This is a genomic window from Streptomyces microflavus, from assembly GCF_014650075.1.
Taxonomy (GTDB): Bacteria; Actinomycetota; Actinomycetes; order Streptomycetales; family Streptomycetaceae; genus Streptomyces; species Streptomyces microflavus.
Genome location: NZ_BMUG01000006.1, coordinates 377,721 through 404,342, shown reverse-complemented (window position 1 = coordinate 404,342; position 26,622 = coordinate 377,721). Strand labels below are relative to the sequence as shown.

Here is a 26,622-nt window from a genome sequence, read left to right as displayed (position 1 = left end):
GATGACGGGCCCCCTGATCTCCGGGCCGCGGTGGCGCTGACACCTGTCCTGTCGCGCCCAGGCGCTGCCGCGGCCCGGAACCACACACTTCGTTTTCAACAAACTGTTGACGTTGCCTCGCGGCGAATCTACGCTCCTCAAGCCGTCAGCAGCTCGTACGAAAGGTCATCCCGCCACATGGCTAAGCGTGTGCTCACGACCGAGTCAGGCGCCCCGGTCGCCGACAACCAGAACTCCGCCACCGCCGGTGCGGGTGGACCGATCCTCCTGCAGGACCAGCACCTCCTGGAGAAGCTCGCCCGCTTCAACCGTGAGCGCATCCCGGAGCGCGTGGTCCACGCCCGCGGCTCCGGCGCGTACGGCTACTTCGAGGTGACCGACGACGTCACCGGCTTCACCCGGGCCGACTTCCTCTCCGAGGTGGGCAAACGGACCGAGACGTTCATCCGCTTCTCCACCGTCGCCGACTCCCTCGGTGGCGCGGACGCGGTCCGTGACCCGCGCGGCTTCGCCCTCAAGTTCTATACGAACGAGGGCAATTACGACCTGGTCGGCAACAACACCCCGGTGTTCTTCATCAAGGACCCGATCAAGTTCCCCGACTTCATCCACTCGCAGAAGCGCGACCCCTTCACGGGCAAGCAGGAGCCGGACAACGTCTGGGACTTCTGGGCGCACTCCCCCGAGGCGACGCACCAGGTCACCTGGCTGATGGGCGACCGCGGCATCCCCGCCTCGTACCGCCACATGAACGGCTACGGCTCGCACACCTACCAGTGGACGAACGCCGAGGGCGAGGCCTTCTTCGTCAAGTACCACTTCAAGACCAACCAGGGTGTGCGCTCCCTCTCCGGCGAGCAGGCCGCCGAGCTCGTCGGCAAGGACGCCAACTCGCACCAGACGGACCTGCTCCAGGCCATCGAGCGGGGCGTCAACCCGTCCTGGACGCTGCACGTCCAGGTGATGCCGGCCGCCGAGGCCGCGGAGTACCGGTTCAACCCGTTCGACCTCACCAAGGTGTGGCCGCACAGCGACTACCCGCTCCAGCGGGTCGGCCGGCTGGTGCTGGACCGGAACCCGGACAACGTCTTCGCCGAGGTGGAGCAGGCCGCGTTCTCGCCGAACAACTTCGTGCCCGGCATCGGTCCGTCCCCGGACAAGATGCTCCAGGGCCGGCTGTTCGCCTACGCCGACGCGCACCGCTACCGGCTGGGCGTCAACCACACCCAGCTGCCGGTGAACGCCCCCAAGGCGGCCGAGGTCGACAACTACGGCCGCGACGGGGTGCACGCCACCCGCTACGGCTCGCGCCACGACAAGAACTACGAGCCCAACTCGTACGCCGGCCCGGCGCAGACCGACGCGGCGCTCGCCGCCCCGCTCGCGATCCACGGCTGGACGGGCACATACGAGACGCCCGCCCACACCAAGGACGACGACTTCTTCCAGGCGGGCGAGCTCTTCCGGCTGATGTCGGAGGACGAGAAGGGCCGTCTGGTCGCCACCATCGCCGGAGGCCTCTCGCAGGTCACCCGCGACGATGTGATCGAGAAGAACCTCGCCCACTTCCACGCCGCCGACGCCGACTACGGCAAGCGCGTCGAGGAGGCCGTCCGCGCCCTGCGCGAGGACTAGGTCCACCAAGCCCCTGCCTGTGCCGCGCACCCGGATGAGGGGTGCCGCGCGGCGCGGGCAGGACGACGAGGCCGCGGCGGCTGTGCGATGCCAGTGCGGTGGTGAAGGTCCCGGGGACCGTCTTCTGACCTGAAGGAGACGCTCTCCCCCGGTGCCGATCGCCGCCGCCGCGGTCCCTGTCACCCGAGCGACACCCCGGCGCACCACCTGTGCGTCATCCCTGATCGAGGGCGCGCAGTACGGATACGGTCCCGTACTGCGCGCCCTCTTTGCCATGCCTTGACCAGGGTGCCGGCCGCCTCGACCGGCACCCCGCCCGGTGGCTGGAATCCATATAGACCGCGTACAGAGTCTGCCCAGAGCCCTGCGTGCAGTATGGGCGCGCATTGACCGCCTCTGCCGTTCTGGCACACACCCTGCCCCGCACCTGTGGGCCGTGTGCGGTGCGATCCCCCTTCCTCCTCTCTCTCCTCAGCACGACAGACGGCTATCCGCACGACACATACGGCACGTCACAGTCACCAGGTGAAATACAAGGGGAAGCAGATGCTCGAAGTTGGTACTTCCCGGGTCGAGGCCGAGCCCGCCACCCGTTTTCTGACCACCGTCGACGAGGTCACCGCATTACTCGCCACAGCAGCCGACAAGGTCGACTCGCAGTTCGCGGGCGAAGCGCGCACCGCCCTGCTCGGCCGGGTGGCCGAGATCAACAAGGCCGCCGCCGCCAATGACCAGCAGGCCCTGTACGCGCAGCAGTTCCTGCTCGACCGGGTCTACCGGCTGCACACCAAGCTCACGGATCAGGAGACGGCCGAGGGCTCGGTCGTCGTGCACGAGCTCGGCCGGCAGCTGGAGGCCGCGACCGCCGAGGCGCAGGACCGGCTGATCGAGCCGGGGCTGCTGGAGGAGGCCCCCACCGAACCGCGGGCCTACCTCTCCTGGCTGAAGAAGACCGCGCGTGAGCACCGGGTGTACAAGCACCCCTACTACCACGAGTTCATCCGCAACCAGGCCGACGAGTCCGACCTGCGCAACTACGTGATGCAGGAGTCCGTGGTCGACGGCCGCTTCGACGATCTGCTGGCGATGATGCAGGTCGGTACGGCGGGTGCGGCGAAGATGGAGATCGCCTCCAACTTCTGGGACGAGATGGGCAACGGCGACCACGCCCAGGTCCACACCACCCTCTTCAACAAGATCTTCGAGGTCTTCGAGATCCCGGACGAGGAGCTGGAGCGCTCGCTCACCGCCAACTCCCTCCTCAACGGCAACCTCGCGGTGCTGCTGTGCCGTTACCGCGCCCTGTACCCCGAGGCCGTCGGCTACCTCGGCATGACCGAGTGGATGGCGCCGGACCGGTTCGTCCAGGTCGTGCACGCCTGGGAGCGGCTCGGCCTGCCGGACGTCGGCATCGTCTACCACCGCCTGCACATCACCATCGACTCCCAGCACGCCCAGGGCTGGTTCCACAACGTGGTGCTGCCCGCCGCCGAGTCCCCCAGGATGCGCCGGGCCATTGCCCGCGGCATCCTGTGGCGGCTCAACTCCTCGGCGACGTACCTGGACGAGCGCATGCCGTCGATCACCGCCTGATTCCACCACCACCCACCAGGAGGGGAGAGCACATGCCGCTCGGCGCCGAAGGATTCACCGTCATCGACCTGCCCGAGGTCGCACCCGACATCCTGCCCAGCTACGACAACTGCCCGGTCGACGACTACATGGGCAACGGGACCCGTTTCAAGCGGTTCTCGCAGTACAAGCTCACGCCCGCCGAGGACGAGAACTGGTCGTTCAAGCGGCTTCCGCACCGCGACTACACCACGTACAAGAAGTTCAACTCGGTCGGCGGCGGCATCCGCCGCGTCTACGAGCCGATCGAGGTGGACTTCACCCCGCTGATCTCCGAGGGCATCCGCGAACTCGGCCTGGACCGGTCCGAGCCGTGGCAGATCAACGTGCACCAGAACCGGACCCGTGCCGAGGGCGGCAGGCCCGGCCCGCTCACCCCGGAAGGGGTGCACCACGACGGGCACGAGTTCGTCATGATCGCCATCCTGAACAAGGTGAACGTGGCGGGCGGCACCACCCGGCTGTGGAAGCCGGGGGCGGAGGCGCCCTTCTGGTCGGGCACGCTCGACGCCGGCCAGGCGGTCCTGCTGGACGACCGGGGGCTCGCCCATGACGTGACCGACGTCCTCTCCGCCGACGGCGGACCGGGCCACCGCGACATCGTGATCATCGCCTTCTCCCGCTGGGCGGAGAAGTGGTACGGCGAGGAGCACGACGCGGCGGCCCTCGAAGCGCAGGACGCCTGATGTACGGGGCCGTTCCCGTCCGGACCTCACCGGGAACGGCCCCGTCCCCCGCCACCTACCTGAGACGAGTCATGACCGACTTCTTCAAGTATCAGGCACTGGGCAACGACTACGTGGTGATCGACCCCCGCTACACCGACCTCCCCGTCACGCCGGAGTCCGTACGGCTCGTCTGCGACCGGCACTTCGGCATCGGCGCGGACGGGGTGCTGCACGGCCCGTTGGAGGAGCCCCGCCCCGGGGTCCCGGTCCCGCTGGCCCTCTTCAACTCGGACGGCAGCGTCTGCGAGCGCAGCGGCAACGGGCTGCGGATGTTCGCCCTGCACCTGGCCGAGCTCGAGCCGCAGGCCTGGGCGGGCGGTGAGCCGTTCACGCTCCGCACGACCGCCGGCGACAGCCCCGTACAGATCCTCGACGCGGCCGCCGGGATCGTACAAGTAGGCCTGGGACGACCCACGTTCGACGCCGCCGCCCTGCCACTGCTGGACGAGGACGGCACCCCCGCCGAGGGGCCGACGCTCTCCGTGCCGCTGACGGTCGGGGAGCACAAGCTCACGGTGACCGCACTCCACAACGGCAACCCGCACACGGTGGTGCCCGTGGCCGAGCCCACCCCCGAACTGGCCCGGAGCCTGGGCCCGCTGATCGCCGGACACGCCCGCTTCCCGGGCCGCACCAATGTGACGTTCCTGCGGGTGGTGAGCCGCGAGCTGCTGGAGATCGAGGTGTACGAGCGTGGCGCCGGTTACGCGCTGGCCTCGGGCAGCAGCGCCTGCGCCGCCGCCTCCGCCGCCCGCGAACTGGGGCTCTGCGCGGACCGGGTGGAGGTCAGGATGCCCGGCGGCAGTGTGGGCGTGGCCCTCGCCCCGGACGGGTCGGTGACCCTGACCGGGGAATCCCAGCAGGTGGCGACGGGTGTGTTCGCCCCGCCGCTGCGCGCCCGGCTGGACCGCACCCCGGAGGCCGGCCGATGACCGCCGCCGCCGGAACGGCCGGCGAGTACCCGATGCAGCGGTGGGTCTTCGAGGACGCCGCCGGACGCTTCGACATCGACCTCGGGGACAGCAACATGCTCCCCGGACGGCTCGACGACCTCACCGTCGACCCCGGTCTGGAGCTGGACTACGGACACGACCGGGGCATCGGCGCGCTGCGCGACCGGGTCGCGGGCCTCTACGACGGCGATCCCGCCTCCGTACTCATCACCCAGGGGGCGCAGCAGGCCCTCTACCTCGTCTACGCCACCCTGCTCGCCCCCGGTGCGCAGGTGATCGTCTTCCGTCCGGGGTGGCAGCAGTCCTGGGACATCACCGCCGATCTGGGCTGCCAGGTCGACTGCGCCCCCTACCGCGAGGATCTGACCTTCGACGTCGAGGCCGCCGCCGCGCTGGCCGGCCCCGGTCTGCGGCTGATCGTCGCCAACTCCCCCTGCAACCCGACCGGCCGGCGGATCGCGGACGCGGACCTGAAGGGGCTGCTGGAGCTGGCGGAGCGGCGGGACGCCTATCTGCTGCTGGACGAGGAGTACGCGCTCGACCTGAGGGACTCCCCCGCACGCTCCAGTGACCGGGTGATCTCGGTCTCCAGCCTCTCCAAGGTGTACGGCTTCCCCGGTCTGCGGGTCGGCTGGCTGTACGGGCCGCCGGAGGTCGTCGAGGGGTGCGCGCGGCGCAAGTTCCTCTCCACCATCGCCAATTCGGTGCTCTGCGAGACGCTGGCCTGCGATGTCCTGGACCACCGGGACCGCTATCTGCGCCACTACGCGGAGCTGACCGGCCAAGGGCTGAAGCTGGTAAGGGAGTTCGCGGAGCGCAACGCCGACGCGGTGCAGCTCGTGGAGCCCGAGAACACCCCCTTCGCCTGGCTCCGGCTGACCACCGGGGAGCAGCCGCTCGCGCTGTGCCGCCGGGTGCTGGACGCCGGGGTGCTGCTGATGCCCGGCGAGACCCTCGGGGCCTCGGACGGTTTCCGGATCTGTTTCGCCCGCGATCCCGAGGCCGTGACCGAGGGGCTGAGACGGATCGAGCCGCTGCTCCGCCCCTCCCCCCAAGTTCCCCCGTCCGCTGCACCACTCAGCGGACAGAACAGCAATCTGCCGAACGGAGTCCTGTGACCATGAGCGCGTCGGACGCTGACGAGTCCCGAATGCATCTGTCCTTCGGGCAGGAGCAGTTGTGGTTCCTGGACCAGATGAACCCCGGGGAGACCACCTACAACGTCCCCACCGCCTACCGGCTGCGCGGCCCGCTGGACCTGCCCGCGCTGGAGGGAGCGCTCAACCTCCTGGTGGCCCGCCACGACCAGCTGCGGGTGACCCTGCACGCCGTGGACGGTGTCCCGCACCAGGTGATCGCACCGGCCGAGGACACCCCGCTGCCGCTCACCGACCTGTCGGGGCTCACGGAGGACGAGCGGGAGCAGGCGCTCGACAAGGCGCTCAAGGCCGAAGCCGACACCCCGTTCGACCTGGCGGCGGGCCCGGTCCGCAGGTTCCAGCTGTTCAAGCTGGCCGAGCAGGAGCACGTCCTCTCCCTGAACTACCACCACATCGTCACGGACGGCTGGTCCGGCGGGGTGATCAGCCGGGACATCACCGAGGCGTACCGGCAGCTGCGGGCGGGCCTCACCCCCGACCTGCCGGCCCCGGCCGCCACCTACGCCGAGCATGTGGAGCGCCAGCGGGAGCAGCGCGCCTCGGGGCAGTGGGAGAGCGAGCTGGACTTCTGGCAGGAACGGCTGGCCGGTCTGGAGGCGCTGGAGCTGCCCGCCGACCGGGTGCGCCCGGCGGAGCCCACCCGGAACGGCGAGACCTTCACGGTCAGCTTCCCCTCCGGCCTGCTGGGCCAGGCGCGCTCCCTCGCGCAGGAGCAGGGCGCCTCGCTGTACATGGTCGTGGCGGCGGCGCTCAAGGTGGTGCTGGCCCGGTACAGCGGTCAGGACGACATCGCGATCGGGGTGCCGATGCTCGGCCGTACCGATCCCGAACTGGAAGACGTCGTCGGCCTGTTCATCAATATGACGGTGCTGCGCTCGGACCTCTCCGGCGGGATCACCTTCGCCGAGCTGATCGAGCGGATCGCCGACAACAACCTGGATGTGTACGACAACCAGGACGTGCCTTTCGACCATGTCGTCGACCGGGTGCAGCCGGTGCGGGACGCGGGGCGCAACCCGCTGTTCCAGATCGCCGTGCAGCTGCTCGGTGAGACGACGACCGGGGACGCGCTCCAGCTGGACGGGCTGGAGACCGAGTCGATCCTGGTCTCCGGCGGGCGCTCCCGCTTCGACCTCTCCTTCAGCTTCATCGAAGGTGCGGACCGGCTGCGGCTGATCGTGGAGTACGCCACCGACCTGTACGACCGCCGCCGGGTGGAGGCGATGGTCCAGCACTTCGAGACCGTGCTGGGCGCCGCCGCCGCCGACCCGGACACCCCCGTCTCCAAGCTGCCGCTGCTCTCCGACGAGGAGCGCCGGGAGCTGCTGGAGGCCGGGCGCGGGGCCGACTTCGACTACCCGACCGAGCCGGTGCACGCCACCATCGCCCGGATCGCCCGGGAGCACCCGGAGCTGGTCGCCACGGTGTGCCGCGGCAAGGAGATGACGTACGGCGAGCTCATCCGGCGGGCCGGGAAGCTGGCGCGGCACATCCGCTCGCGGGGGGTGAAGCAGGAGCAGGTCGTCGCCATCGCGATGGACCGCGACCTCGACGCGCTGGTGGCGATCGTGGGCGTCATGGTCTCCGGGGCCGCGTACACGATCATCGACCCGTCGCACCCGAACGCGCGCCTGGACCACATGCTGCGCGACACCGCGGCGCCGCTCGTCATCACCCGGGACGCCAATGTGGGTGATCTGCCGCCGTCCAGCGGGTGGGAGGTCCTGCGGATCGACACCGAGTGGGAGACGGTGGAGGCCGAGGCCGACGACGTACCGCTGGAGGAGTGGGCGGAGCCCTCGTCCCTCGTCTACGTCCTCTACACCTCCGGCTCGACCGGCAAGCCCAAGGGCGTGATGATCGAACAGCGCGGGCTGCGCATGTTCATCGAGGCCTACCGCAGGACGTTCGGCGAGTGGGGCCACGAGGACCGGCTGCTCCAGCTGCCCGCGCTCACCTTCGACATGTCGCAGGGCGAGATCTTCGCCGGTCTGATCAGCGGTTCCGCGATGGTGCTGGTGGCGCCCGAGGACGCCTCGTCGCCCGAGTCGCTGGGGGCGCTGATGCGCGATCAGCGCGTCACCTACGCGGGTCTCTCGCCGGCGATCCTCTCGCTCGTGGAGGCGGAGCCGTACCCGGACCTCAAATACATCATGGGCGGGGCGGAGGCGCTCCCGGCCGAGCTGGTCAACAAGTGGAACCTGCCGGGCCGCAAGTTCGTGAACCTCTACGGGCCGACCGAGGCGTCGGTGGCGACCACGGAATACCTCTGTGAGCACCGCGAGTGGAAGTCCTCGCCGCCGATCGGGCGCCCGGAGTTCAGCCGGCTGCACTATGTGGTCGACAAGGAGTTCAACCTGGTGCCGGTCGGTGTCCCGGGTGAGCTGCTGATCGGCGGGGACGACGGCCTCTCGCGCGGCTACCTCAACCTGCCGGAGCTGACGGACGAGAAGTTCGTGCCCGACCCGTTCCTGGGCGAGGGGCGTGTCTACCGCACGGGTGACCTGGTGCGCTGGACGCCCGATCTGCAGATCGACTTCATCGGGCGCCTGGACAACCAGGTGAAGCTGCGCGGTCTGCGCATCGAGCTCGGTGAGATCGAGTCGGGGCTGCTGACCCACCCGAAGGTCCGGATGGCGCTGGTGCTGCTGCGCGAGGACGACGGGGAGAAGCAGCTCGTCGGGTACTACACCATCCTCGGGGACACCTCCCCGACGGTCGCGGAGCTCCGGGACCACCTGGGGCGGACCATGCCCGAGTACATGGTGCCGACCGCGTGGGTGGAGCTGGAGGAGTTCCCGCTGACCCCGGCGCGCAAGATCAACCGGGCGGCGCTGCCCGCGCCGGTCAGCGCGGGCGGTGCGGCGGACGCGTACGTCGCCCCGGTCACCCCGACCGAGGAGAAGGTCGTCGAGGTCTTCGGGACGGTGCTGGCGCAGGAGCGTGTGGGCACCGGTGCGAGCTTCTTCGAGCTGGGCGGCAACTCGCTCCAGGCGATGCGGGCCGTCAGCCGGCTGAACAAGCACTTCAAAGTGAAGGTCAACGTCCGTCTGCTGTACGGCGGTGCCACGGTCGGCGCGCTCTCGACCGCCATCGACGAGCTGGTGGCGAAGGCCGGAAAGGCGGGCGGCCGTGCCTGAACCCGTCCTTTCGCAGGCGGAGCTGGCGCAGCAGGGGTCGGCCGCGCTGAGCGCGGCCGATCCCGAGCTGGCGCGGCTGCTGGACGCCGAGGTGGTGCAGCAGCACGCGACGCTCGCCATGGTGGCGTCCACCAGCATCGCCGACCCCTCGGTGCTGGCGGCCGCCGGATCGGCCCTCTCCAACGTGACGGCCGAGGGCTATCCGGGGGCCCGCTACCACCCCGGCGCCTCGCAGTTCGACCTGGTGGAGCGGCTCGCCGTGGAGCGGGCCAAGCAGGCGTTCGGCGCGGCGTACGCCAATGTCCAGCCGCACTCCTGCTCCTCGGCCAACCAGGCGGTGCTGGCCGCGCTGGTCCGTCCGGGCGGGACCATACTCGCCCTGGACCTGGACTCCGGGGGGCACCTCACCCACGGCTCCCCGGCCTCGGTGACCGGGATGCACTACAAGGCCGTGCACTACGGGCTGGACGGCGAGGGGCGGATCGACTACGAGCAGGTGGCGGCGCTGGCGGAGCAACACCGGCCGAGCGTGCTCATCGCGGGGGCCAGTGCCCATCCCCGTACGCTCGACTTCGCGCGCTTCCGGGCGATCGCGGACTCGGTGGGCGCTTACCTGGTGGCCGACATCTCGCACATCGCGGGTCTGGTGGCCGCCGGGGAGCACCCGACGCCGGTCGATCTGGCACACGCCACGACGACCAGCACGTACAAGCAGCTCGGCGGGCCGCGCGGCGGGCTGATCCTGATCGGGCGTGAGCACGCGACGCCCGGCCCCGACGGCCGCACCCCGCTGTCGCGGCTGATGCAGCGGGCGGTCTTCCCGCTCTCCCAGGGGACGCCGAACCCGGCGGCTATCGCGGCGAAGGCCCGGGCGCTCGCGCTGGTCGCGGAGCCCGCGTTCAAGGAGACGATGCGGCTGGTCGTCGACAACGCGGTGGCGCTCGCGGACTCCCTGTCCGCGCTGGGCCACCAGGTCCTGACCGGCGGCACCGACAACCACATGGTGCTGATCGACCTGACGGGCCGGCCGATGACCGGGGTGGTCGCGGAACGGGCCCTGGAGGAGTGCGGGATCCTCGCCAACCGGAACCGGGTCCCGGACGACACCCGGCCGCCGCTCGTCACCAGCGGGCTGCGCCTGGGCACCAACATCCTGGCCCAGCGGGGCATGGGCCCGGCCGGGATGCGCAGCTGTGCCGCGCTGCTGCACCGGGTACTGGAGGCGACGACGGTGAAGAACGAGCGGGAGTACGTGCTCGACGCCGGGGAGCGCGACGCGGTCCGGGCTGGCGTGGCGGAGCTCTGTGCCCGCTACCCGCTGCCGCTCGGGGCGCTTCCCACAGCTCCGGCGGCCTCCGGTGCGCGGGCGGGAGGGGCGGCGTGACGCTCCCTCAGGAAGGTGGCGCCGGGCCCGTCCCGGCGCCCCCCGCGCTGCTGCCCACCGACCGGCCCCGGCAGAGCGAGCCCGCCGGGTGCACCGCCCGTCAGCGGCTGGTGCTCGACGGCGCGGCCGGGGCGGCCCCGGAGGAGCTGCTGCTCGCCGGGTTCGCCGCGCTGCTCCACCGGTACACGGACCAGGCGGAGTTCGGCTTCCGGGTCCGGACACCCGGCGCGGGCTCCTTCCGGCTGAACTGTGCTCTCGGCGAGGGGACGACACCGGCCGCGCTGGCCCGGTCCGTCCTGGAGGGCCGTGAGCCGGTTGCGGAGGGCGAGGAGCCCGCCGACTTCGAGCTGGTGCTGCTGCCCCGCAACGACGGGTCCTACGTCCACCGCATCGTCCAACTCCGTTATGACGCGACCCTGTTCGACCAGGAGACCGTTCTGCGGCTGCTCACCCACTTCCGGACACTGGTGGAGGACGCCCTCGGACGGCCGGACGTCCCCGTCTCCCGGCTGCGGCTGCTCACCGACGGAGAGCTGCGCCGCACCCTGGTGGACTGGAACGACACCGCGGCCGAACTCCCGTACGAGCGCTGCCTGCACGAGGCGTTCGAGGAGCGGGCGGCCGCCGCCCCGGAGGCCGTCGCGCTGATCCGTGGCGCCGAGGAGTGGACGTACGGGGAGGTCAACGCGGCGGCGAACCGGCTGGCGCGTCATCTGCGCGGGCTCGGCGCGGGCGTCGGCGGCCGGGTGGGGATCTGCCTGGACCGCTCGCCCGAGCTGCTCGTGGCGGTGCTGGGCGTGCTCAAGTCCGGCTCCGCCTATGTGCCGTTGGACCCGGACTATCCGGAGCAGCGGATCGCGGCGATGGTGACGGGCACCTCGTGTGCGGTGATCGTCTCCCGGAGCGGGTTCGGGTCGCGGCTCGCCGGGGTGGGTCAGCGGATCGTGGAGCTGGACCGGGACGCGGCCCTGTGGGCCGAGGCCCCGGCGGGGGACGTCGACAGCGGGGTGGCGCCCGGGGACCTCGCGTACGTCATCCACACCTCGGGGTCGACGGGGGCGCCCAAGCCGATCGCGCTGCGCCACCGCGGGGTGATGAACAACATCGCGGACCTCAACTCCCGTTACGCGGTGGGCCCCGGGGACCGGGTGCTCGCCCTGTCGTCGCCCAGCTTCGACATGTCCGTCTACGAGTTCCTGGGGCTGACGGCCGCCGGGGGCACCGTCGTACTCCCGGAACCCGCGCTCGCCAAGGACCCGCAGCACTGGGCCGAGCTGCTGGCCACCCACCGGATCACGGTCTGGAACTCGGCCCCGGCCCTCCTCGAACTCGTCGTGGAGCAGCTGGAGCAGGCCGCCGCCCCGCCGCTGGAGGCCCTGCGCCTGGCCCTGCTGGGCGGGGACTGGGTGCCGCTCTCGCTGCCGGACCGGACACGCCGGGCCGCTCCCGGGCTCCGGTTCGTGGCGCTCGGCGGGGCCACGGAGAGCTCGATCCACTCCACTGTGTACGAGGTCGGCGAGGTCGATCCGGCGTGGACGAGCATCCCGTACGGGCGGCCGATGGCCAACCAGCGCACATACATCCTGGACGGATCGCTCCAGCCGGTGCCGCCCGGTGTCGCGGGCGAGCTGCATCTGGCGGGCATCGGTCTGGCCACCGGCTATCTCGACCGGCCGGAGCTGACCGGGGAGCGGTTCTTCGACTGGTCCTGCGGTGAGGTCACCGGGGAGCGGCTCTACCGGACGGGCGATGTGGCGCGGTACGGCCCCGACGGGCTGATCGAACTGCTCGGCCGGTCCGACTTCCAGGTCAAGGTGAACGGCCATCGCATCGAACTGGGCGAGATCGAGGCGGTGTTGCGGTCCCATGAGGCGGTCAGGGAGGCGGTCGTCGCCACCCGCAGGGACGCGGCCGGTGATCTGCGGCTGGTCGGGTACGTCGTCCCGCACCCGGGCCGGACGGTCCGGCCCCGGGTGATCAGCGCCCATCTCGCGGGCGCCCTGCCGCAGTTCATGGTGCCGGGCGCGGTCCTCGTCCTGGACAGGCTGCCGCTCTCCGCCAACGGCAAGACCGACCGCAGGGCGCTGCCGGCTCCGCCGCCCCCGGACGACGGGGAGGCGTCCTACGCCGCGCCGGCCACCCCGACCGAGAAGGCGGTCGCCGACATCTTCTCCACCGTGCTGTCGGCCCCCAAGATCGGGGCGAACAGTTCCTTCCTCGCGGCCGGCGGCGATTCGCTCCAGGCCATGCGGGCGGTCAGCCGGCTCAGCAAACACTTCGGGATCAAAGTGAACGTACGTCTGCTCCACGGGGGCGGCACCGTCAGCGGTGTCGCCGCCGCCATCGACCAGCTCCTGAACTCCGCTCCCCCTTCGGCGGAACCGAACGACGGAGGCCGGAAACGGTGACCGCCATCCCCACCGACAGCCTCGTCCCGCTCCGCGCGGACGGCGATCTGCCGCCCGTGTACTGCGTCCACCCGGTCTCCGGGTCGCCGTACTGCTACGCCGACCTGGCCCGGCGCATCGACCCGGGCTCCCCGGTGTTCGGCTTCGAGGCCCCCGGCTTCGACGGGATCGACGAGCCCGCCCAGTCGATCCGGGAGCTGGCCGAGGTGCACACCGCCACGCTCAGGGCCGCCCGCCCGCACGGGCCCTACCAGCTGCTCGGCTGGTCCCTGGGCGGGGTCGTGGCCTTCGAGATGGCCCGGCTGCTGGCCGCCGAGGGCGAGGAGGTGCCGCTGCTGGTCGTGATCGACGCGGCGCTGCCCGGCACCCAGCCCTTCCCGCCGGGGCCCGCGCTGGTCCGGTACTTCCTCCACGACTTCCTGGGGCTGGTGAGCGGCGGGGCACCGGAGCTCGACAAGGCGCTGGCGGCCCTCGATCCGGAGGCGGGGCCGCAGGAACGGCTTGAGGCCATAGCGGACTCGGGGACCGTACCGGAGGAGTTCGACGCGGAGTTCCTGCTGGAGCGGTTCACCCTGTTCAGGGCGCACGCGCACGCGATGGTGGACCACGTCATCGACGGGGCCCACGACGGCCCGACCACCCTGGTCAAAGCCGAGCGGTCGGAGCCGCACCTGCTGCTCTGGGAGCCGTACGCGACCCGGCTCGACCAGCACACCGTGCCCGGTGACCACCACTCCATCTGGCGGGAGCCGGGGCTCGTCGCCATCGCGGACATCGTCAACCAGGCACTGCGCAGGGGAGCTTCGGTGTGAGCGAGGACAGCGGCCGTACCGACGGGTCCACCGCCACCGCGAAGGAGGCGGAGCCCCCGCCACCCCGCAGCCTGTGGCACAACCGGGACTTCCTGGTGTTCTGGGTGGGCGAGGGCCTCTCCCTGTACGGCACCCAGATAGCCAACCTCGCCCTGCCGCTCACCGCGGTCCTGGTCTTCGAGGTCGGACCCGAACAGCTCGGCATGCTCCGCTTCGCCCAGCTGGTGCCGTTCCTGGCGCTCGCCCTGGTCTTCGGGGTCTGGGTGGACCGGGTGCGCAAACGCCCGGTGATGCTGGGCGCGAACATCGTCCGGATGATCCTCATCGCCCTGGTGCCGCTGCTGTACCACTTCGGGCTGCTGACCCTGCCGCTGCTGTACGTGCTGGCATTCGGGGTCGGCACGGCGGCGGTGCTCTTCGACGTCAGCTGGATGAGTTACGTACCGGTGCTGGTGAAGGACAAGCGGAGTCTGCTGGAGGCCAACACCAAGCTGAACGCCACGCTGTCGTCGGCCGATGTGGCGGGCCCCGGGATCGCGGGCACGCTGGTCACCGCCTTCTCGGCACCGGCGGCGATGGCCGCCAACGCGTTCTCGTACGCCCTGTCGGTGATCTCGCTGCTGCTGGTCCGGGCGCCGGAGCCGGATCCCCCCGCCCGCACCGAGAAGCGGCAACTGCGCGCCGAGCTGGCCGAGGGGCTGCGCTGGGTGTTCGGCAACCGGTGGCTGCGCGCGATCGGGCTCGTCGGCTGCTCCTGCAACTTCTTCCTGACCATGGTGCAGTCGCTGTTCCTGCTGTACGCGGTGCGGGACAAGGACCTGTCGGCGGCGACCGTCGGCTTCGTCATGGGCGCGGCGGCGGTGGGCGGCCTGCTCGGTGCGCTGATCTCCGGGATGGTGGTCCGCCGCCTGTCGGTGGGGACGGCCTACCGCTTGTCGGTCTCCATCATCTTCCTGGGCCCGCTGCTGGTCCCGGCGGCGGGCGGCCCCTCGTGGCTGCTGGTGGGCCTGTTCGTCGCCTCGTTCTTCCTGGAGTACTTCGGCGCCAGCATCTCCAACGTGATCATCGTGAGCCTGCGGCAGAGCATCACCCCGCAGCCGCTGATGGGCCGGATGACGGCCGCGATGCGGATGCTGCTGTACGGCGGCGGGGCGCTCGGCGGCCCGGTCGGCGGGCTGCTGGCCGGGGTGCTGGGGCTGCACGCGGCGCTCTGGATCGCGGGGGTGCTCTCCGCCGCGATGCTGGTGCCGATCTTCCTGTCGCCCGTGGGGAAGCTGCGGACCATGCCGACCGGGCCGGAGGAGCTCCCGGCCTGACCAGGCTGCCTGTTCCGCTGTCTCCTGCGGGGCGGATGCGGTGGACCCGCGTCCGCCCCGTCGGCCGTCGGCTACCGCAGGACGACGGTCCGGACGTCGGCCATCTCCATCTGTGCGGGCGCCGGTGCCTCCCGGCCGGTCCCGGACTCCCACTCGACCAGCCGGATCAGGGCCGCCTCGCGGTTCCTCGGCGACTCGCGCTCCGCGCACGCGGCGGCGAACCGCTCGACGATGGCGGAGAGCGGGACGGCGGGGTTGGCCGACAGCTCCTCGGCCGCGATCCGCAGGGCCAGCGGCAGCCCGCCGCAGAGCCGCACCAGCCGCACCGCGGCCGCCTCCTGGCCGCGGAGCCGGCCGCCGCAGAGGCTGGTGAGGAGCGATGCCGCGTCATGGTCGGCCAGCGGCCCCATCGTGAGGACATGGGCGCCGTCGCGGGCGGCCAGTCCGCTGAACCGCTGTCTGCCGGTGGCCAGGACGCAGGACGAGCCGCGCGGTATCAGCGGCCTCAACTGGGCGGCGCCGAGGGCCTCGTCCAGCACCACGAGCATCCGGCGGCCGTGCAGCAGGCTGCGGTAGAGCGTGGTGCGGCCGGCCATGTCGGCGGGCATCCGGGAGCGCTCCACACCCAGGCTGACCAGGAGCTGTTCCAGGGCGTCCGACGCGGTCAGCGGCCGGCCCTGGCGGCCGGTGCCGCACAGGTCCACATAGAGCTGCCCGTCCGGGAAGCGGTCCAGCAGCCGGTGGGCCAGCTCCAGCACGAACGCCGTCTTGCCGACGCCCGCGGGGCCGTCAACGACGGCGATGGGTGTGCTCGCGCCGTAGACACAGCGCTCGTCGTCCAACAGCTCCTCGAACCAAGCCAGTTCGGCGGAACGACCCACGAAGCCACGCGCCTGTGGGGGAAGTTGGACCGGGCGGGACAGATCGGGGGCGCCGCCCGGGTGTCTTCGTACGGGACGGGGGGCGGCGGCGGCCTCCCCCTCACGGCGCAGCCTCGGGTGACCGGCCAGGATCTGCTGGTGCAGGCTGCGCAGTTCGGCGCCGGGCTCGATGCCCAGCTCCCGGTTGAGCAGCTGCCGGGTCTCGGTGTAGACGGCCAGCGCGTGCGCCTGGCGGCCGCTGCGGTAGAGGGTGAGCATCAGCAGCCAGCGCAGCTTCTCGCGCAGCGGCTCCTCCCCCACGGCTGCGGAGAGTTCGGTGACGGCCTCCGCGTGGCGGCCCGCGTCCAGCATGTCGGCGGCCCACTCCTCGACGGCGGTCAGCCGGAGGTCCCGCAGCCGGGTCCGCTCCACGGCGGCGAAGGGGCCCGGGACCCCGGAGTAGGCGTCACCGCGCCAGAGGGCGAGAGCCTCCTCGTACCACCGCACGGCCTCGTCCGGGCTGCCCCCGATCCGCGATCTGCGGGCCCGGGCGTGGCGGCGGGTGAAGAGCGTGGCGTCCACCTGCTCCGGGTCCATCCGCAGGCAGTAGCCGCCGGAGACCGAGGTGAGTATCGCCCCCGCCTCGCGTCTGCTGCGCCCCGGTTCCAGCGCGCGCCGCAGCCCGGCCACATAGGTGTGGACCCCGTTCGTCGCGGTCTGCGGGATGTCACCGTCCCAGAGGGCGTCGACGATGTTGTCGACACCGACCACCTCGCCCGCCCGGCTGGCGAGCAGGGCGAGCACCGCGCGCTGCTTGGGAGGCCCCAGAGGCACTTCCTGGCCGTCCCGCCAGACACGTACCGGCCCTAAGAGCTGTATGCGCAACGGTTCCCCCGACGTGGCCAACACTCGGTCGCCTCCTGAGATCGTGATGAGTGCGCACCGCGCCGCGTCGGCGCGGTGACTGGGTGACGGGATCCGGGGTGCGGCTCGCACCGGGTCCCGGTGGGGCACCCCGGGAGGCGCCCCGGGGCGGACCGGATCCACGGCATGACTGTGGACCGGCCGGTCCGGCCCGCGGGCCCTCCGGGAAGGGTGGCGGGCAGGGTGGTGGAGCGGGCCCGGCTCCGGGTGGTCGAGCCGGGGAGCCGGGCAGGCGGAGCTCAGGGCCAGTGGCCCGGACACGCCCGCGGCATCGCGCTCCGCGTGGACGTTTCCCCCGCGATTCCCCTGCGGGGTGAATGACATCGGGTGGAATTCAGACACCCGACAGGATTACGGGCGGCCCGTTTCCTGTCGCCGCCCGTACCTGCCTTAACGATCAACACGGCCTCGCCGCAGATGACCACTTCAGGCGCCTCTCTTCCGGCCATTCCTGTATCCATAAGACGTACGCGTAAGATAACAGTAGCGGGACGATAGTGGGTTGTCACTCACGCCTTTTCGCACTGCCGTAACAGGCCAACTCCCCCTGTGCGGCAGACCTGTGGCGGCATGCGAGGTCATCCCTGACGCGTCCGCGCACTTCACAGCGGTGACCGTGCATTCCCCGGTCGTCCAGTTTATGTGCAGCACCCTTCTGTCAAGCTTTCCCTTCCAGGTATTCACCCGCCCGGCATGATGCCGCCGCCTTCCCTGCCCAGGACGCGGATTCGCCCGAGTGGCCGGAACAATCGGCCCGATCCGGCCGGTTCGCAGGTTGCCTCGCGAAGAAAGATGGATGTATGGAGTCCCGCATACAGCGCTCCGGCCGGACCTGCCGCCCGCCCCGCCTCTCGCAGGAGGCGATACTCGTCGCCGCGCAGCGCATTCTCGACACGGAGGGTCCGGAGCGCCTCTCCATGCGCCGGCTGGCCCGGGAGATGTCCAGTACGGCCATGGCGCTGTACCACCATGTGCAGGACAAGGACGAGCTCCTTCTGCTGCTGCTCGACGCGCACGCCAGGCGCTACCCGCGCCCCGAGCTGCCGAGCGAACCGCGCACCCGTCTCCTCGCCTCGGCCCAGGTGCTGCACGACCTCCTCGCGGACTGCCCGTGGATCGTGGAGGTGCTCTCCTTCGACGACTTCGTCAGCGAGTCCGCGTTATGGATCGTGGAGAACATCGTCGACGCGGCGGTCGAGTGCGGGATGGATCTGGAGGACGCCGTCTACGCCTACCGCGTGATCTGGCACTACACCACGGGCGAACTGGCCATCCGGGTCAGCCGGGAGCGCGTCCAGGCCCGGGCGGAGCGCCCGGAGTACCGTGAACACGCCCTGGAGTTCCTGGACTCGGTGGATTTCCCCCGGCTGAACGCGGTCGGCAGGCGGTGGGCCGGGCTGACCTCGCGGGACGATCACCGCAGGGGCCTGGAAGCGGTCGTCGCCGGGCTGCTGGAGCAGAGGGCCGGGGTGACGACGGGTCAGCAGGCCCGGGTGGAGCGGGTCCCGGCGGACGCGGTGCACGCCTGCCCGTGCTGCTGACTACCCCGGGGCCACCGGCGGGTTGAACCGGGAGAAGTCCGGATCGCTCCAGCGGAGCCGTACCGCGTCCCGGGTCTCCTGGACGGCCTCGATGCGGAACTCCACGATGCGCTGTGCGCCGGGTACGGCGGCCGCCTCGGCGCCGTCCCAGACGGTGTGGGCGGTGCCGGAGAGCTGGAGGAGGTCGCCGGTCTCCCAGTCGGGCACCAACAGCCCTGCCTGCGGGTGGAGTTCGAGGTTGCCCAGGGTGAGGAACATGGCGTTGCCCGCGTAGTCGGGCCAGCGCAGCCGGGTGGGCGAGAGCACCTGGAGGAAGCCGGGGTTGCCGCCCCGGTGCGAGGCGTCCGCGTCGCCGTCCGGGGAGGCGGTGGCGATGAAGAAGCTGTCGGAGGTGGCGAGGGTGAGCTGCTGGACGGTGGTCAGCTCCGCTCCCCGCCGGACCGCGGTGCGACGGCCGCCGCGGTCCGGCGGGAGCAGGATGTGGTCCCGCTTCTGGAGGTACTTGGGGCAGTTGCCGATCACCTGGTCGAGCGCGATCCGTACGCCGTCGGCCTCGGGTGACGAGGTCCCGTTGAGGCGGATACGGCGGCGGGTGGCCGGTTCGATGGCGATCATGCCGATGCGGGTGCCGGCCTCCCGGAGCACCGCGCCGAGCGGGTCGTCGGCCGCGGGCAGCGCGCCGATCGTCAGGGTCCGGGGGTCCGGGACCCCGAGGAAGCCGGGTTCGCCGGTGAGCAGGGTGGACCAGAGGCGCCCGGAGGCGTCGGCCGCACCGACGACGATCATCGGCTGCCGGGCCAGGAACACCGCGGCGGCGTCGGGCACCGCGTCACGGATGGCGCGGAGCGAGCCGGCCGCCGGGTCGCGCAGTCCCGCCCGGTGCTGCACGGCGAGTTCCCCGTCGTGGTAGTCGGCCATGGTCCGCTCCCCGCCCTTCGCCCTCCGGCCGGCCCGTGTGCCGGACGGGCCCCAGGTCCCCGGCGACTGTACCTCCGGACGGGGGCAGGCCCCCGCCCCGGAGAGGAATCCGGTGCGGGGGCCTGGCTTTGGGGGGTGACGGGCGGTCAGGACACCGTCAGCGGGCGGATCGCGGTGGGGGCGTGGGACGGGTCCGTGGCGATGTCCTCGAACTCGTTGACCGAGGCGATGTCGGTGCCGCTCATCGCGATGTTGGTGACCCGCTCCAGGATCGCCTCGACGACGACCGGGACGCGGAACTCCGCGGCCAGCTTCTTCGCCTCCTCGAAGGCGGGCAACAGCTGGTCCGGCTCGGTGACCCGGATGGCCTTGCAGCCGAGGCCCTCGACGACCTTGACGTGGTCGACGCCGTAGACGCCCAGCTCCGGGGAGTTGAGGTTCTCGAACTCCAGGTTGACCTGGAAGTCGATGTCGAAGTTGCGCTGCGCCTGGCGGATGAGCCCCAGGTAGGAGTTGTTCACCAGGACGTGGACGTAGGGGATGCGGTGCTGCGCGCCGACGGCCAGCTCCTCCAGCATGAACTGGAAGTCGTAGTCGCCGGAGAGGGCGACGACCGTGCCCTCCGGGTCGGCGGTGGCGACACCCAGGGCGGCCGGGATCGTCCAGCCGAGGGGGCCCGCCTGGCCGCAGTTGATCCAGTGGCGCGGCCGGTAGACGTGCAGCATCTGCGCGCCGGCGATCTGGGAGAGCCCGATGGTGGTGACGTACCGGGTCTCGGGGCCGAACGCCCGGTTCATCTCCTCGTAGACGCGCTGCGGCTTGAGCGGCACGTTGTCGAAGTGGGTGCGGCGCTGGAGGGTGGCCTTGCGCTCCTGGGTGGAGGCGGCCCACACCGAGCGGTCCTGGAGCTTGCCCGCGGCCTTCAGCTCGCGGGCCACCTCGACGAAGAGCGTCAGCGCGGCCTTGGCGTCGGAGGCGATGCCGAGGTCGGGGGCGAAGATCTTGCCGAGCTGGGTGGGCTCGATGTCGACGTGGACGAAGGTGCGGCCCTGGGTGTAGACGTCCAGCTTGCCGGTGTGGCGGTTGGCCCAGCGGTTGCCGATGCCGAGGACGAAGTCGGACTCCAGGAAGTTCGCGTTGCCGTAGCGGTGCGAGGTCTGCAGGCCGACCATGCCGGCGTTCAGCTCGTGGTCGTCGGGGAGGATGCCCCAGCCCATCAGGGTCGGGACGACGGGGACACCGGTCAGCTCGGCGAACTCCACCAGGAGCTCGGAGGCGTCGGCGTTGATGATGCCGCCGCCCGCGACGAGCAGCGGGCGCTCCGAGGCGTTCAGCATCTCCACGGCCCGCTCGATCTGCTTGCGGGTGGCGGCGGGCTTGTGCACCGGGAGGGGCTCGTACAGCTCGGGGTCGAACTCGATCTCGGTGAGCTGGACGTCGATCGGCAGGTCGATGAGGACCGGGCCGGGACGGCCGGTGCGCATCAGGTGGAAGGCCTGCTGGAAGACGCCGGGGACCTGGGCGGCCTCCAGGACGGTGGTCGCCGCCTTGGTGACCGGCTTCGCGATGGAGGCGATGTCGACGGCCTGGAAGTCCTCCTTGTGCAGGACGGCCGTCGGGGCCTGGCCGGTGATGCAGAGGATCGGGATGGAGTCGGCGATGGCGGAGTACAGACCGGTGATCATGTCGGTGCCCGCCGGGCCCGACGTACCGATGCAGACGCCGATGTTGCCGGCCTTCGCCCGGGTGTAGCCCTCCGCCATGTGGGAGGCGCCCTCGACGTGCCGGGCCAGCGTGTGCTGCACCCCGCCGGAGGCCTTGAGGGCCGCGTAGAAGGGGTTGATCGCCGCACCCGGCACACCGAACGCGTTGCTGACGCCTTCGCGCTTGAGGATCTCAACTGCCGCACGGGCAGCGGTCATACGAGGCATTGAGTGCTCCTGCTCGGGATTGGTGGAGTCGGGCTCTGTCGCGCCACCTGAGAGCACCAATTCCGTATTGCGGAAATTCAGTTCTGCTATACGGAAGCAATCTAAAACGCGGCGCGGTCGCCGTCAAGAGCGGGCGCCTCCGCCCTGCCGGGAAGAGCCGCCTCCGCCCAGCCGGAGGGGGCACGACCACCGGCCGGCGGGAAGTACGCCGATTCCCTCCCCAGAACCTCGCTCCTGGTGGACGATGGGGTGACGAGGAAGGCACGGAGCGCAGTCGTCCGGCGGGTCCGTGCCGGAGGGAGACGATCGTGAAGTCCGTGCCGGTACGGTGCCCGGTCTGCAGCCGGGACCACGCCTACGTCGCACCGGCCTACCCGTGCCCGTGCGGAGCGCCCACCGCCCCACCGCTGCTGCCCGGGGCCCCACCGGTCCCGGTCACGCGGCGCACCTGGGACGAGGACTGGGTCACCGTCCGCTGCACGGCCTGCGACCGGCGGGACCAGTGGCCGCAGCCGGAGCTGTGCTGCCCGTGCGGGGCCCTGCTGCGGATACCGGTGCGGCCGGTGGGCGAGCCCGCTCCCCCGGCCGGGCCCGTCACCCCGGCGCACATCCCGCTGCCGCGCACCGCCGCGCACCCGCGCCCCTCGTTCCGGCCGCGGACGATCCGTACCGGCCATGACGCGGTGAGCGCGGCCGCCCTGTATCTCACCTGGCTCGGCTACCGCGAGGTGGCCCGGGTACGGGTGCGCACCGCGGGCGGGATCGATCTGCGGGCCACGGGACTCGTCGCCCAGATCGACGCGACGACCCGGCCGGTGGAGCTGCGCGCGGTGGAGTGCCTCTGGCTGAACGCCCTGGGCGCTTCGGCGGCCGGGGTGTTCTTCTCGCTCGCGGGGTACGGGGCCGAGGCGCGGGCCCGGGCGGACGGTGTCGGCCTTCCGCTCTTCGTCATGGACCTCACCGGGGCGCCCCAGCCGGTGAACAGCCCGGCGGACGAGCTGGTCAGCACCGGGGCCTGAGCCCCGGGGCTTTCCCGGAGGGACGTTTTCGGGCCACCCCGTACCGGTGGCCCGCCCGGCGCGGCACACTGAGTACATGCGTATCCGCTCCGCCAGACGCTCCGATCTCCGCCTTCTGCAGGACATCGAGCGCGCCGCAGGGGAACCTTTCCGGACCCTCGGCATGACGTCCGTGGCCGACGACGATCCGCCCCCGCTCGACCTGCTGGAGAGCTACCGGCGGGCCGGACGGTGCTGGGTGGCCACCGATCCCCTCTCCACCACCGGCGACCGGCCGCTCGGCTATGTGATCGCCGACCCCGTCGACGGGGCCCTGCACATCGAGCAGATCTCGGTCGACCCGGTGGCGGCCCGCCGGGGCATCGGCCGCGCCCTGATCGCCCACCTCGCCGTCCTCGCCACCGAACAGGGGCTCACCGCACTCACCCTGACCACCTTCAGCGAGGTGCCGTGGAACGCCCCGTACTACACGCGCATCGGCTTCCGGGTGCTGCCCGAGGACGAACTCACCGAGGGGCTGCGCACGATCCGGGGGGACGAGTCCCAGCACGGCCTGGACCGCTGGCCCCGGGTCTGCATGCGGCGCGACCTCCTGCCCGCGCGGCCGTCGGCGGCGGTCGCTGTCGGTGGTGCCTCGTAAGCTAGGGGCATGGATTTAACTCCACGTCATACCGTGCAACCCGCCGTCGCGTCCGCCGCCCAGGCGAACGAGGCCATCCGCGCGCTCGTCGACTCGCGTGCGGGCCAGGACTGGTCCGCCACGGAGTCCGCGACGTACGAGGTGCTGCTCATCGAGTGGGCGGCGGCGACCCGGCCTGACGGCTCCGACATCATCGAAGCCGCCTGACCGGCCGGATCCCACCCCGGCCGGCGGGCGGCGCTCAGCCGCCGTACGTCTCCCGCAGCTCGATCTTGCGGACCTTCCCGCTCACCGTCATCGGGAAGGCGTCGAGGACCCGCAGCCGGCGCGGGATCTTGTAGTGGGCCAGCCGCTCCCTGCAGTACGCGGTGATCTCCTCCAGGACCGGCGGATCGGCCGGGTCCCGGGGGATCACACAGGCCAGGATCTCCTCCCCGTACCGCTCGTCCGGCACTCCGACCACCTGGACGTCGGCGATCTTCGGATGGCCGTGGAGGAACTCCTCGATCTCCCTCGGGTACACGTTCTCGCCACCCCGGATGATCATGTCCTTGATCCGTCCGACGACCTGGACGTATCCGTCGTCGCGCATCACCGCGAGGTCCCCGGTGTGCATCCAGCGGCCCGCGTCGATCACTTCGGCGGTGCGGTCGGGCTGGTCCCAGTAGCCGAGCATCACGCTGTAGCCCCGGGTGCACAGTTCGCCCGCGGCGCCCCGCTCCAGGGTGACCCCGGTCGCCGGGTCGACGACCTTGACCTCGATGTGCGGCAGCGCGCGGCCCACCGTGCCGGTGCGGCGCTCCAGGTCGTCGTCGCGGCGGGTCTGGGTGGAGACGGGTGAGGTCTCCGTCATGCCGTAGCAGATGGACACCTCGTCCATGTGCATCTCGGCGACCACCCGCTTCATCACCTCGACCGGGCAGGGGGAACCGGCCATGATCCCGGTGCGCAGCGAGGAGAGGTCGTAGGAGGAGAAGTCCGGCAGGTTCAGCTCGGCGATGAACATGGTGGGGACGCCGTAGAGCGAGGTGCAGCGCTCCTGCTGGACGGCGGCCAGCACGGCGGCGGGCTCGAAGGACGGCCCCGGGATCACGATGCAGGCGCCGTGCGAGGTGATGGCGAGGTTGCCCATCACCATGCCGAAGCAGTGGTAGAAGGGGACCGGCAGACAGACCCGGTCGGCCTCCGTGTAGGCGATCATCTCCCCCACGAAATAGCCGTTGTTGAGGATGTTGTGGTGGGAGAGGGTGGCCCCCTTGGGGAAGCCGGTGGTGCCGGAGGTGTACTGGATGTTGATGGGGTCGTCGCAGGACAGCTCGGCTTCACGCGCGGCCAGTTGTGCGGAGGTGACGGCCGGGGCGGCGGCGGTCAGCTCGGACCAGGACGGGTCGCCGATGTAGTGGACGGCACGCAGGGACGGGCAGTCGGCGCGGACCTGGCCGACGAGGGCGCGGTAGTCGCTGGTGCGGTGGGCGAGGGAGGCGACCAGCAGGCGGATGCCGGCCTGCTTCAGGACGAACTCCAGCTCGTGCGCCCGGTAGGCGGGGTTGATGGTGACCATGACGGCGCCGATGCGGGCGGTGGCGTACTGCAGGAGCACCCACTCGGGGCAGTTGAGCGCCCAGATGCCGACCCGGTCGCCCTTCTCCACCCCCGACGCCATCAGGGCGCGGGCCAGCTCGTCGATGTCCGCGCCGAGCTCGGTGTACGTCCAGCGGCGGCCGGAGACCACGTCGACCAGCGCCTCACGGTCCCCGTGGGCGGCGATCGCCCGGTCCAGGTTGCGGCCGATGGTGTCGCCGAGCAGGGCGGTGTCACCGGTGCCGTGTGCGTAGGACAGGCCGGTCTCCGCCGACAGCCCGCGCTCGTTCCCATGCCCGTTGCCGTCGCCGGTCCCGTGGGGCAGCTCGCTCACTTCAGGTCCCCCTCGTCGAACTCGGTGCCGGTGCCCAGCGCGGTGCGCTCCCGCAGCTCGATGCGGCGGATCTTGCCTGAGACGGTCTTGGGCAGCTCGGCGAACTCCAGCCTGCGCAGGCGTTTGTACGGGGCGAGCACCGCCCGCGAGTGCTCGAAGAGGACCTTCGCCGTCTCCGGGCCCGGCTCCCAGCCCTCCGCCAGCACCACGTACGCCTTCGGGACGGAGAGCCGCAGCGGGTCGGGGGCGGGCACGACGGCGGCCTCGGCGACCGCTTCGTGCTCCAGCAGCGCGCTCTCCAGCTCGAACGGCGAGATCTTGTAGTCGGAGGACTTGAAGACGTCGTCGCTCCGGCCGACGTAGGTGATGTAGCCGTCCTCGTCGCGCGCCCCGATGTCACCCGTGCGGTAGTAGCCGCCCGCCATCACCTCGGCGGTACGGTCCGGGTCGCCGTGGTAGCCGGTCATCAGGCCGACGGGGTGGCCGGCGAGGTCCAGGGAGATCTCGCCCTCCGCCGCCCCCGGCTGCCCGGTGACCGGGTCGAGCAGGACGACGGTGAAGCCGGGGCAGGGGCGGCCCATCGAGCCGGTCTTGAGGAGCTGGCCCGGGGTGTTGGCGACCTGGACTGCGGTCTCCGTCTGGCCGAAGCCGTCCCGGATGGTGACGCCCCACTCCCGCCGGACCGTCTCGATGACCTCCGGGTTCAGCGGCTCCCCCGCCGCGACGACCTCGCGCGGCACCACCTTCAGCTGGGACAGGTCGGCCTGGATGAGCATCCGCCAGACCGTGGGCGGGGCGCAGAAGCTGGTGATCCCCGAGCGGTCCATCTCGGCCATCAGCCTGGAGGCGTCGAAGCGGGTGTAGTTGAAGATGAAGACGGTGGCCTCGGCCGTCCACGGGGCGAAGAGGTTCGACCAGGCGTGCTTGGCCCAGCCGGGCGAGGAGATGTTGAGGTGGACGTCGCCGGGCCGGAGCCCGATCCAGTACATCGTCGACAAGTGGCCCACGGGGTAGGACACATGGGTGTGCTCGACCAGCTTGGGCCGGGCGGTGGTGCCGGAGGTGAAGTACAGCATCAGCGGCTCGTCGGCGTCCGTCTCCCGGCCGGGAGTGAAGTCGGCGGAGGCGTCGGCCACTTCGGCGTACGGCCGCCAGCCCGCCATCTCCTCGCCCACCGCGATCCGGGTGTACGAGCCCGGCACCTCGTCGAACTTCACGGTGTCCGCGTCCCGCACGAGCACATGGCGCACCCGGCCGCGCTCCACCCGGTCGCGCAGGTCGGCGGGGCCGAGCAGCGGGGTGGCGGGGATGATCACGGCGCGCAGCTTCATGGCGGCGAGCGCGGTCTCCCACAGCTCCACCTGGTTGCCGAGCATCACGAGGATGCGGTCGCCCTCACGGATCCCCTGCTTCTTCAGCCAGTTGGCGGCCCGGTCGGAGCGCTCGGACATCGCCGCGAAGGAGACCTCGGTGCGCCGGCCGTCCTCCTCCACGATGTGCAGGGCGGTGCGGTCGTTGTCCTCCGCGATGACGTCGAACCAGTCCAGCGCCCAGTTGAAGTGGTCGGCCCGGGGCCAGCGGAATCCCTCATACGCCCGCTCGTAGTCCTCGCGGTGCTCCAGCAGGAAGTCCCGGGCGGCCCGGAACGTCTCCGTCGCACTCGTTGCCGACATGTGCCCTCCTCGTTGCGGACCGGACCGGTCGAT

19 protein-coding genes are annotated in these 26,622 nt (G+C 71.3%); 14 read left to right on the top strand and 5 right to left on the bottom strand.

Annotation, left to right across the window (positions count from 1 at the left end):
* Window positions 1-177: 177 nt before the first annotated feature.
* The 10 genes from IE264_RS19775 (at window position 178) to IE264_RS19730 (ending at window position 15,168) form a co-directional block, all read left to right on the top strand.
* Window positions 178-1,635, top strand: coding sequence for a catalase (locus IE264_RS19775; RefSeq protein ID WP_032753795.1), 1,458 nt, complete (start codon window positions 178-180; stop codon window positions 1,633-1,635).
* Window positions 1,636-2,181: 546 nt separating this feature from the next.
* Complete coding sequence (locus IE264_RS19770) at window positions 2,182-3,228, top strand: iron-containing redox enzyme family protein (protein ID WP_031127237.1); 1,047 nt, start codon at window positions 2,182-2,184, stop codon at window positions 3,226-3,228.
* A gap of 32 nt (window positions 3,229-3,260) precedes the next feature.
* A complete protein-coding gene (locus IE264_RS19765) occupies window positions 3,261-3,953 on the top strand; it encodes a 2OG-Fe dioxygenase family protein (RefSeq protein WP_015612333.1) in 693 nt (230 codons plus the stop codon).
* 71 nt (window positions 3,954-4,024) lie between these two features.
* A complete protein-coding gene (gene dapF, locus IE264_RS19760; RefSeq protein WP_229887642.1) occupies window positions 4,025-4,927 on the top strand; it encodes a diaminopimelate epimerase in 903 nt (300 codons plus the stop codon).
* Window positions 4,924-6,066: a pyridoxal phosphate-dependent aminotransferase gene (locus IE264_RS19755; RefSeq protein WP_051821681.1), complete on the top strand. Its 1,143-nt coding sequence runs from the start codon at window positions 4,924-4,926 to the stop codon at window positions 6,064-6,066. Before dapF ends, IE264_RS19755 begins: the two co-directional genes overlap by 4 nt.
* Before the next feature lie 2 nt (window positions 6,067-6,068).
* The gene (locus tag IE264_RS19750; protein WP_032753791.1) at window positions 6,069-9,248 is read left to right on the top strand and encodes a non-ribosomal peptide synthetase; all 3,180 of its coding nucleotides are present in this window, start codon (window positions 6,069-6,071) and stop codon (window positions 9,246-9,248) included.
* Window positions 9,241-10,632: a serine hydroxymethyltransferase gene (glyA, locus tag IE264_RS19745; protein WP_032753789.1), complete on the top strand. Its 1,392-nt coding sequence runs from the start codon at window positions 9,241-9,243 to the stop codon at window positions 10,630-10,632. Before IE264_RS19750 ends, glyA begins: the two co-directional genes overlap by 8 nt.
* Window positions 10,629-13,040, top strand: coding sequence for a non-ribosomal peptide synthetase (locus IE264_RS19740; protein ID WP_032753788.1), 2,412 nt, complete (start codon window positions 10,629-10,631; stop codon window positions 13,038-13,040). Before glyA ends, IE264_RS19740 begins: the two co-directional genes overlap by 4 nt.
* Window positions 13,037-13,852 (top strand): thioesterase domain-containing protein, encoded by an 816-nt coding sequence (locus IE264_RS19735; protein WP_032753786.1) that lies wholly within the window; start codon window positions 13,037-13,039, stop codon window positions 13,850-13,852. Before IE264_RS19740 ends, IE264_RS19735 begins: the two co-directional genes overlap by 4 nt.
* Entirely contained in the window at window positions 13,849-15,168 is a 1,320-nt protein-coding gene (locus IE264_RS19730) for an MFS transporter (RefSeq protein ID WP_032753784.1), read from the top strand. Before IE264_RS19735 ends, IE264_RS19730 begins: the two co-directional genes overlap by 4 nt.
* 71 nt (window positions 15,169-15,239) lie before the next feature.
* Here the strand turns inward: IE264_RS19730 and IE264_RS19725 are convergent, their stop codons facing one another.
* Window positions 15,240-16,862: an AfsR/SARP family transcriptional regulator gene (locus IE264_RS19725; RefSeq protein ID WP_229887639.1), complete on the bottom strand. Its 1,623-nt coding sequence runs from the start codon at window positions 16,860-16,862 to the stop codon at window positions 15,240-15,242.
* Window positions 16,863-17,752: 890 nt separating this feature from the next.
* On the opposite strand from IE264_RS19725, the gene IE264_RS19720 reads away from it, so the two are divergent.
* Window positions 17,753-18,493: a TetR/AcrR family transcriptional regulator gene (locus IE264_RS19720; protein WP_032753776.1), complete on the top strand. Its 741-nt coding sequence runs from the start codon at window positions 17,753-17,755 to the stop codon at window positions 18,491-18,493.
* Here IE264_RS19720 and IE264_RS19715 read toward each other — a convergent pair whose 3' ends face one another.
* A complete protein-coding gene (locus IE264_RS19715) occupies window positions 18,494-19,411 on the bottom strand; it encodes a pyridoxamine 5'-phosphate oxidase family protein (protein WP_032753775.1) in 918 nt (305 codons plus the stop codon). It lies immediately after the preceding gene.
* 146 nt (window positions 19,412-19,557) lie between these two features.
* Window positions 19,558-21,342, bottom strand: a complete 1,785-nt coding sequence (gcl, locus tag IE264_RS19710) for a glyoxylate carboligase (RefSeq protein ID WP_015612322.1) — start codon at window positions 21,340-21,342, stop codon at window positions 19,558-19,560.
* Between the two features lie 308 nt (window positions 21,343-21,650).
* Between gcl and IE264_RS19705 the strand changes: the two genes are divergently transcribed.
* The 3 genes from IE264_RS19705 (at window position 21,651) to IE264_RS19695 (ending at window position 23,208) form a co-directional block, all read left to right on the top strand.
* Entirely contained in the window at window positions 21,651-22,361 is a 711-nt protein-coding gene (locus IE264_RS19705) for a hypothetical protein (RefSeq protein ID WP_015612321.1), read from the top strand.
* A 76-nt stretch (window positions 22,362-22,437) separates the two neighbouring features.
* Entirely contained in the window at window positions 22,438-23,001 is a 564-nt protein-coding gene (locus IE264_RS19700; RefSeq protein WP_015612320.1) for a GNAT family N-acetyltransferase, read from the top strand.
* A 9-nt stretch (window positions 23,002-23,010) separates the two neighbouring features.
* The gene (locus IE264_RS19695) at window positions 23,011-23,208 is read left to right on the top strand and encodes a hypothetical protein (protein ID WP_032753772.1); all 198 of its coding nucleotides are present in this window, start codon (window positions 23,011-23,013) and stop codon (window positions 23,206-23,208) included.
* A gap of 34 nt (window positions 23,209-23,242) precedes the next feature.
* Here the strand turns inward: IE264_RS19695 and IE264_RS19690 are convergent, their stop codons facing one another.
* Window positions 23,243-24,859, bottom strand: a complete 1,617-nt coding sequence (locus tag IE264_RS19690) for an AMP-binding protein (RefSeq protein WP_032753973.1) — start codon at window positions 24,857-24,859, stop codon at window positions 23,243-23,245.
* A gap of 53 nt (window positions 24,860-24,912) precedes the next feature.
* Window positions 24,913-26,589: an AMP-binding protein gene (locus tag IE264_RS19685; protein WP_032753770.1), complete on the bottom strand. Its 1,677-nt coding sequence runs from the start codon at window positions 26,587-26,589 to the stop codon at window positions 24,913-24,915.
* Between the last annotated feature and the right edge of the window lie 33 nt (window positions 26,590-26,622).

Excerpts from the sequence above, each read along its gene's own strand:
- IE264_RS19700 (WP_015612320.1), top strand. The coding sequence starts at position 22,438 with ATGCGTATCCGCTCCGCCAGACGCTCCGATCTCCGCCTTCTGCAGGAC.
- IE264_RS19695 (WP_032753772.1), top strand. The coding sequence starts at position 23,011 with ATGGATTTAACTCCACGTCATACCGTGCAACCCGCCGTCGCGTCCGCC.
- IE264_RS19775 (WP_032753795.1), top strand. The coding sequence starts at position 178 with ATGGCTAAGCGTGTGCTCACGACCGAGTCAGGCGCCCCGGTCGCCGAC.
- IE264_RS19765 (WP_015612333.1), top strand. The coding sequence starts at position 3,261 with ATGCCGCTCGGCGCCGAAGGATTCACCGTCATCGACCTGCCCGAGGTC.
- IE264_RS19720 (WP_032753776.1), top strand. The coding sequence starts at position 17,753 with ATGGAGTCCCGCATACAGCGCTCCGGCCGGACCTGCCGCCCGCCCCGC.
- IE264_RS19770 (WP_031127237.1), top strand. The coding sequence starts at position 2,182 with ATGCTCGAAGTTGGTACTTCCCGGGTCGAGGCCGAGCCCGCCACCCGT.
- IE264_RS19755 (WP_051821681.1), top strand. The coding sequence starts at position 4,924 with ATGACCGCCGCCGCCGGAACGGCCGGCGAGTACCCGATGCAGCGGTGG.
- dapF (WP_229887642.1), top strand. The coding sequence starts at position 4,025 with ATGACCGACTTCTTCAAGTATCAGGCACTGGGCAACGACTACGTGGTG.
- gcl (WP_015612322.1), bottom strand. The coding sequence starts at position 21,342 with ATGCCTCGTATGACCGCTGCCCGTGCGGCAGTTGAGATCCTCAAGCGC.
- IE264_RS19715 (WP_032753775.1), bottom strand. The coding sequence starts at position 19,411 with ATGGCCGACTACCACGACGGGGAACTCGCCGTGCAGCACCGGGCGGGA.
- IE264_RS19750 (WP_032753791.1), top strand. The coding sequence starts at position 6,069 with ATGAGCGCGTCGGACGCTGACGAGTCCCGAATGCATCTGTCCTTCGGG.
- IE264_RS19685 (WP_032753770.1), bottom strand. The coding sequence starts at position 26,589 with ATGTCGGCAACGAGTGCGACGGAGACGTTCCGGGCCGCCCGGGACTTC.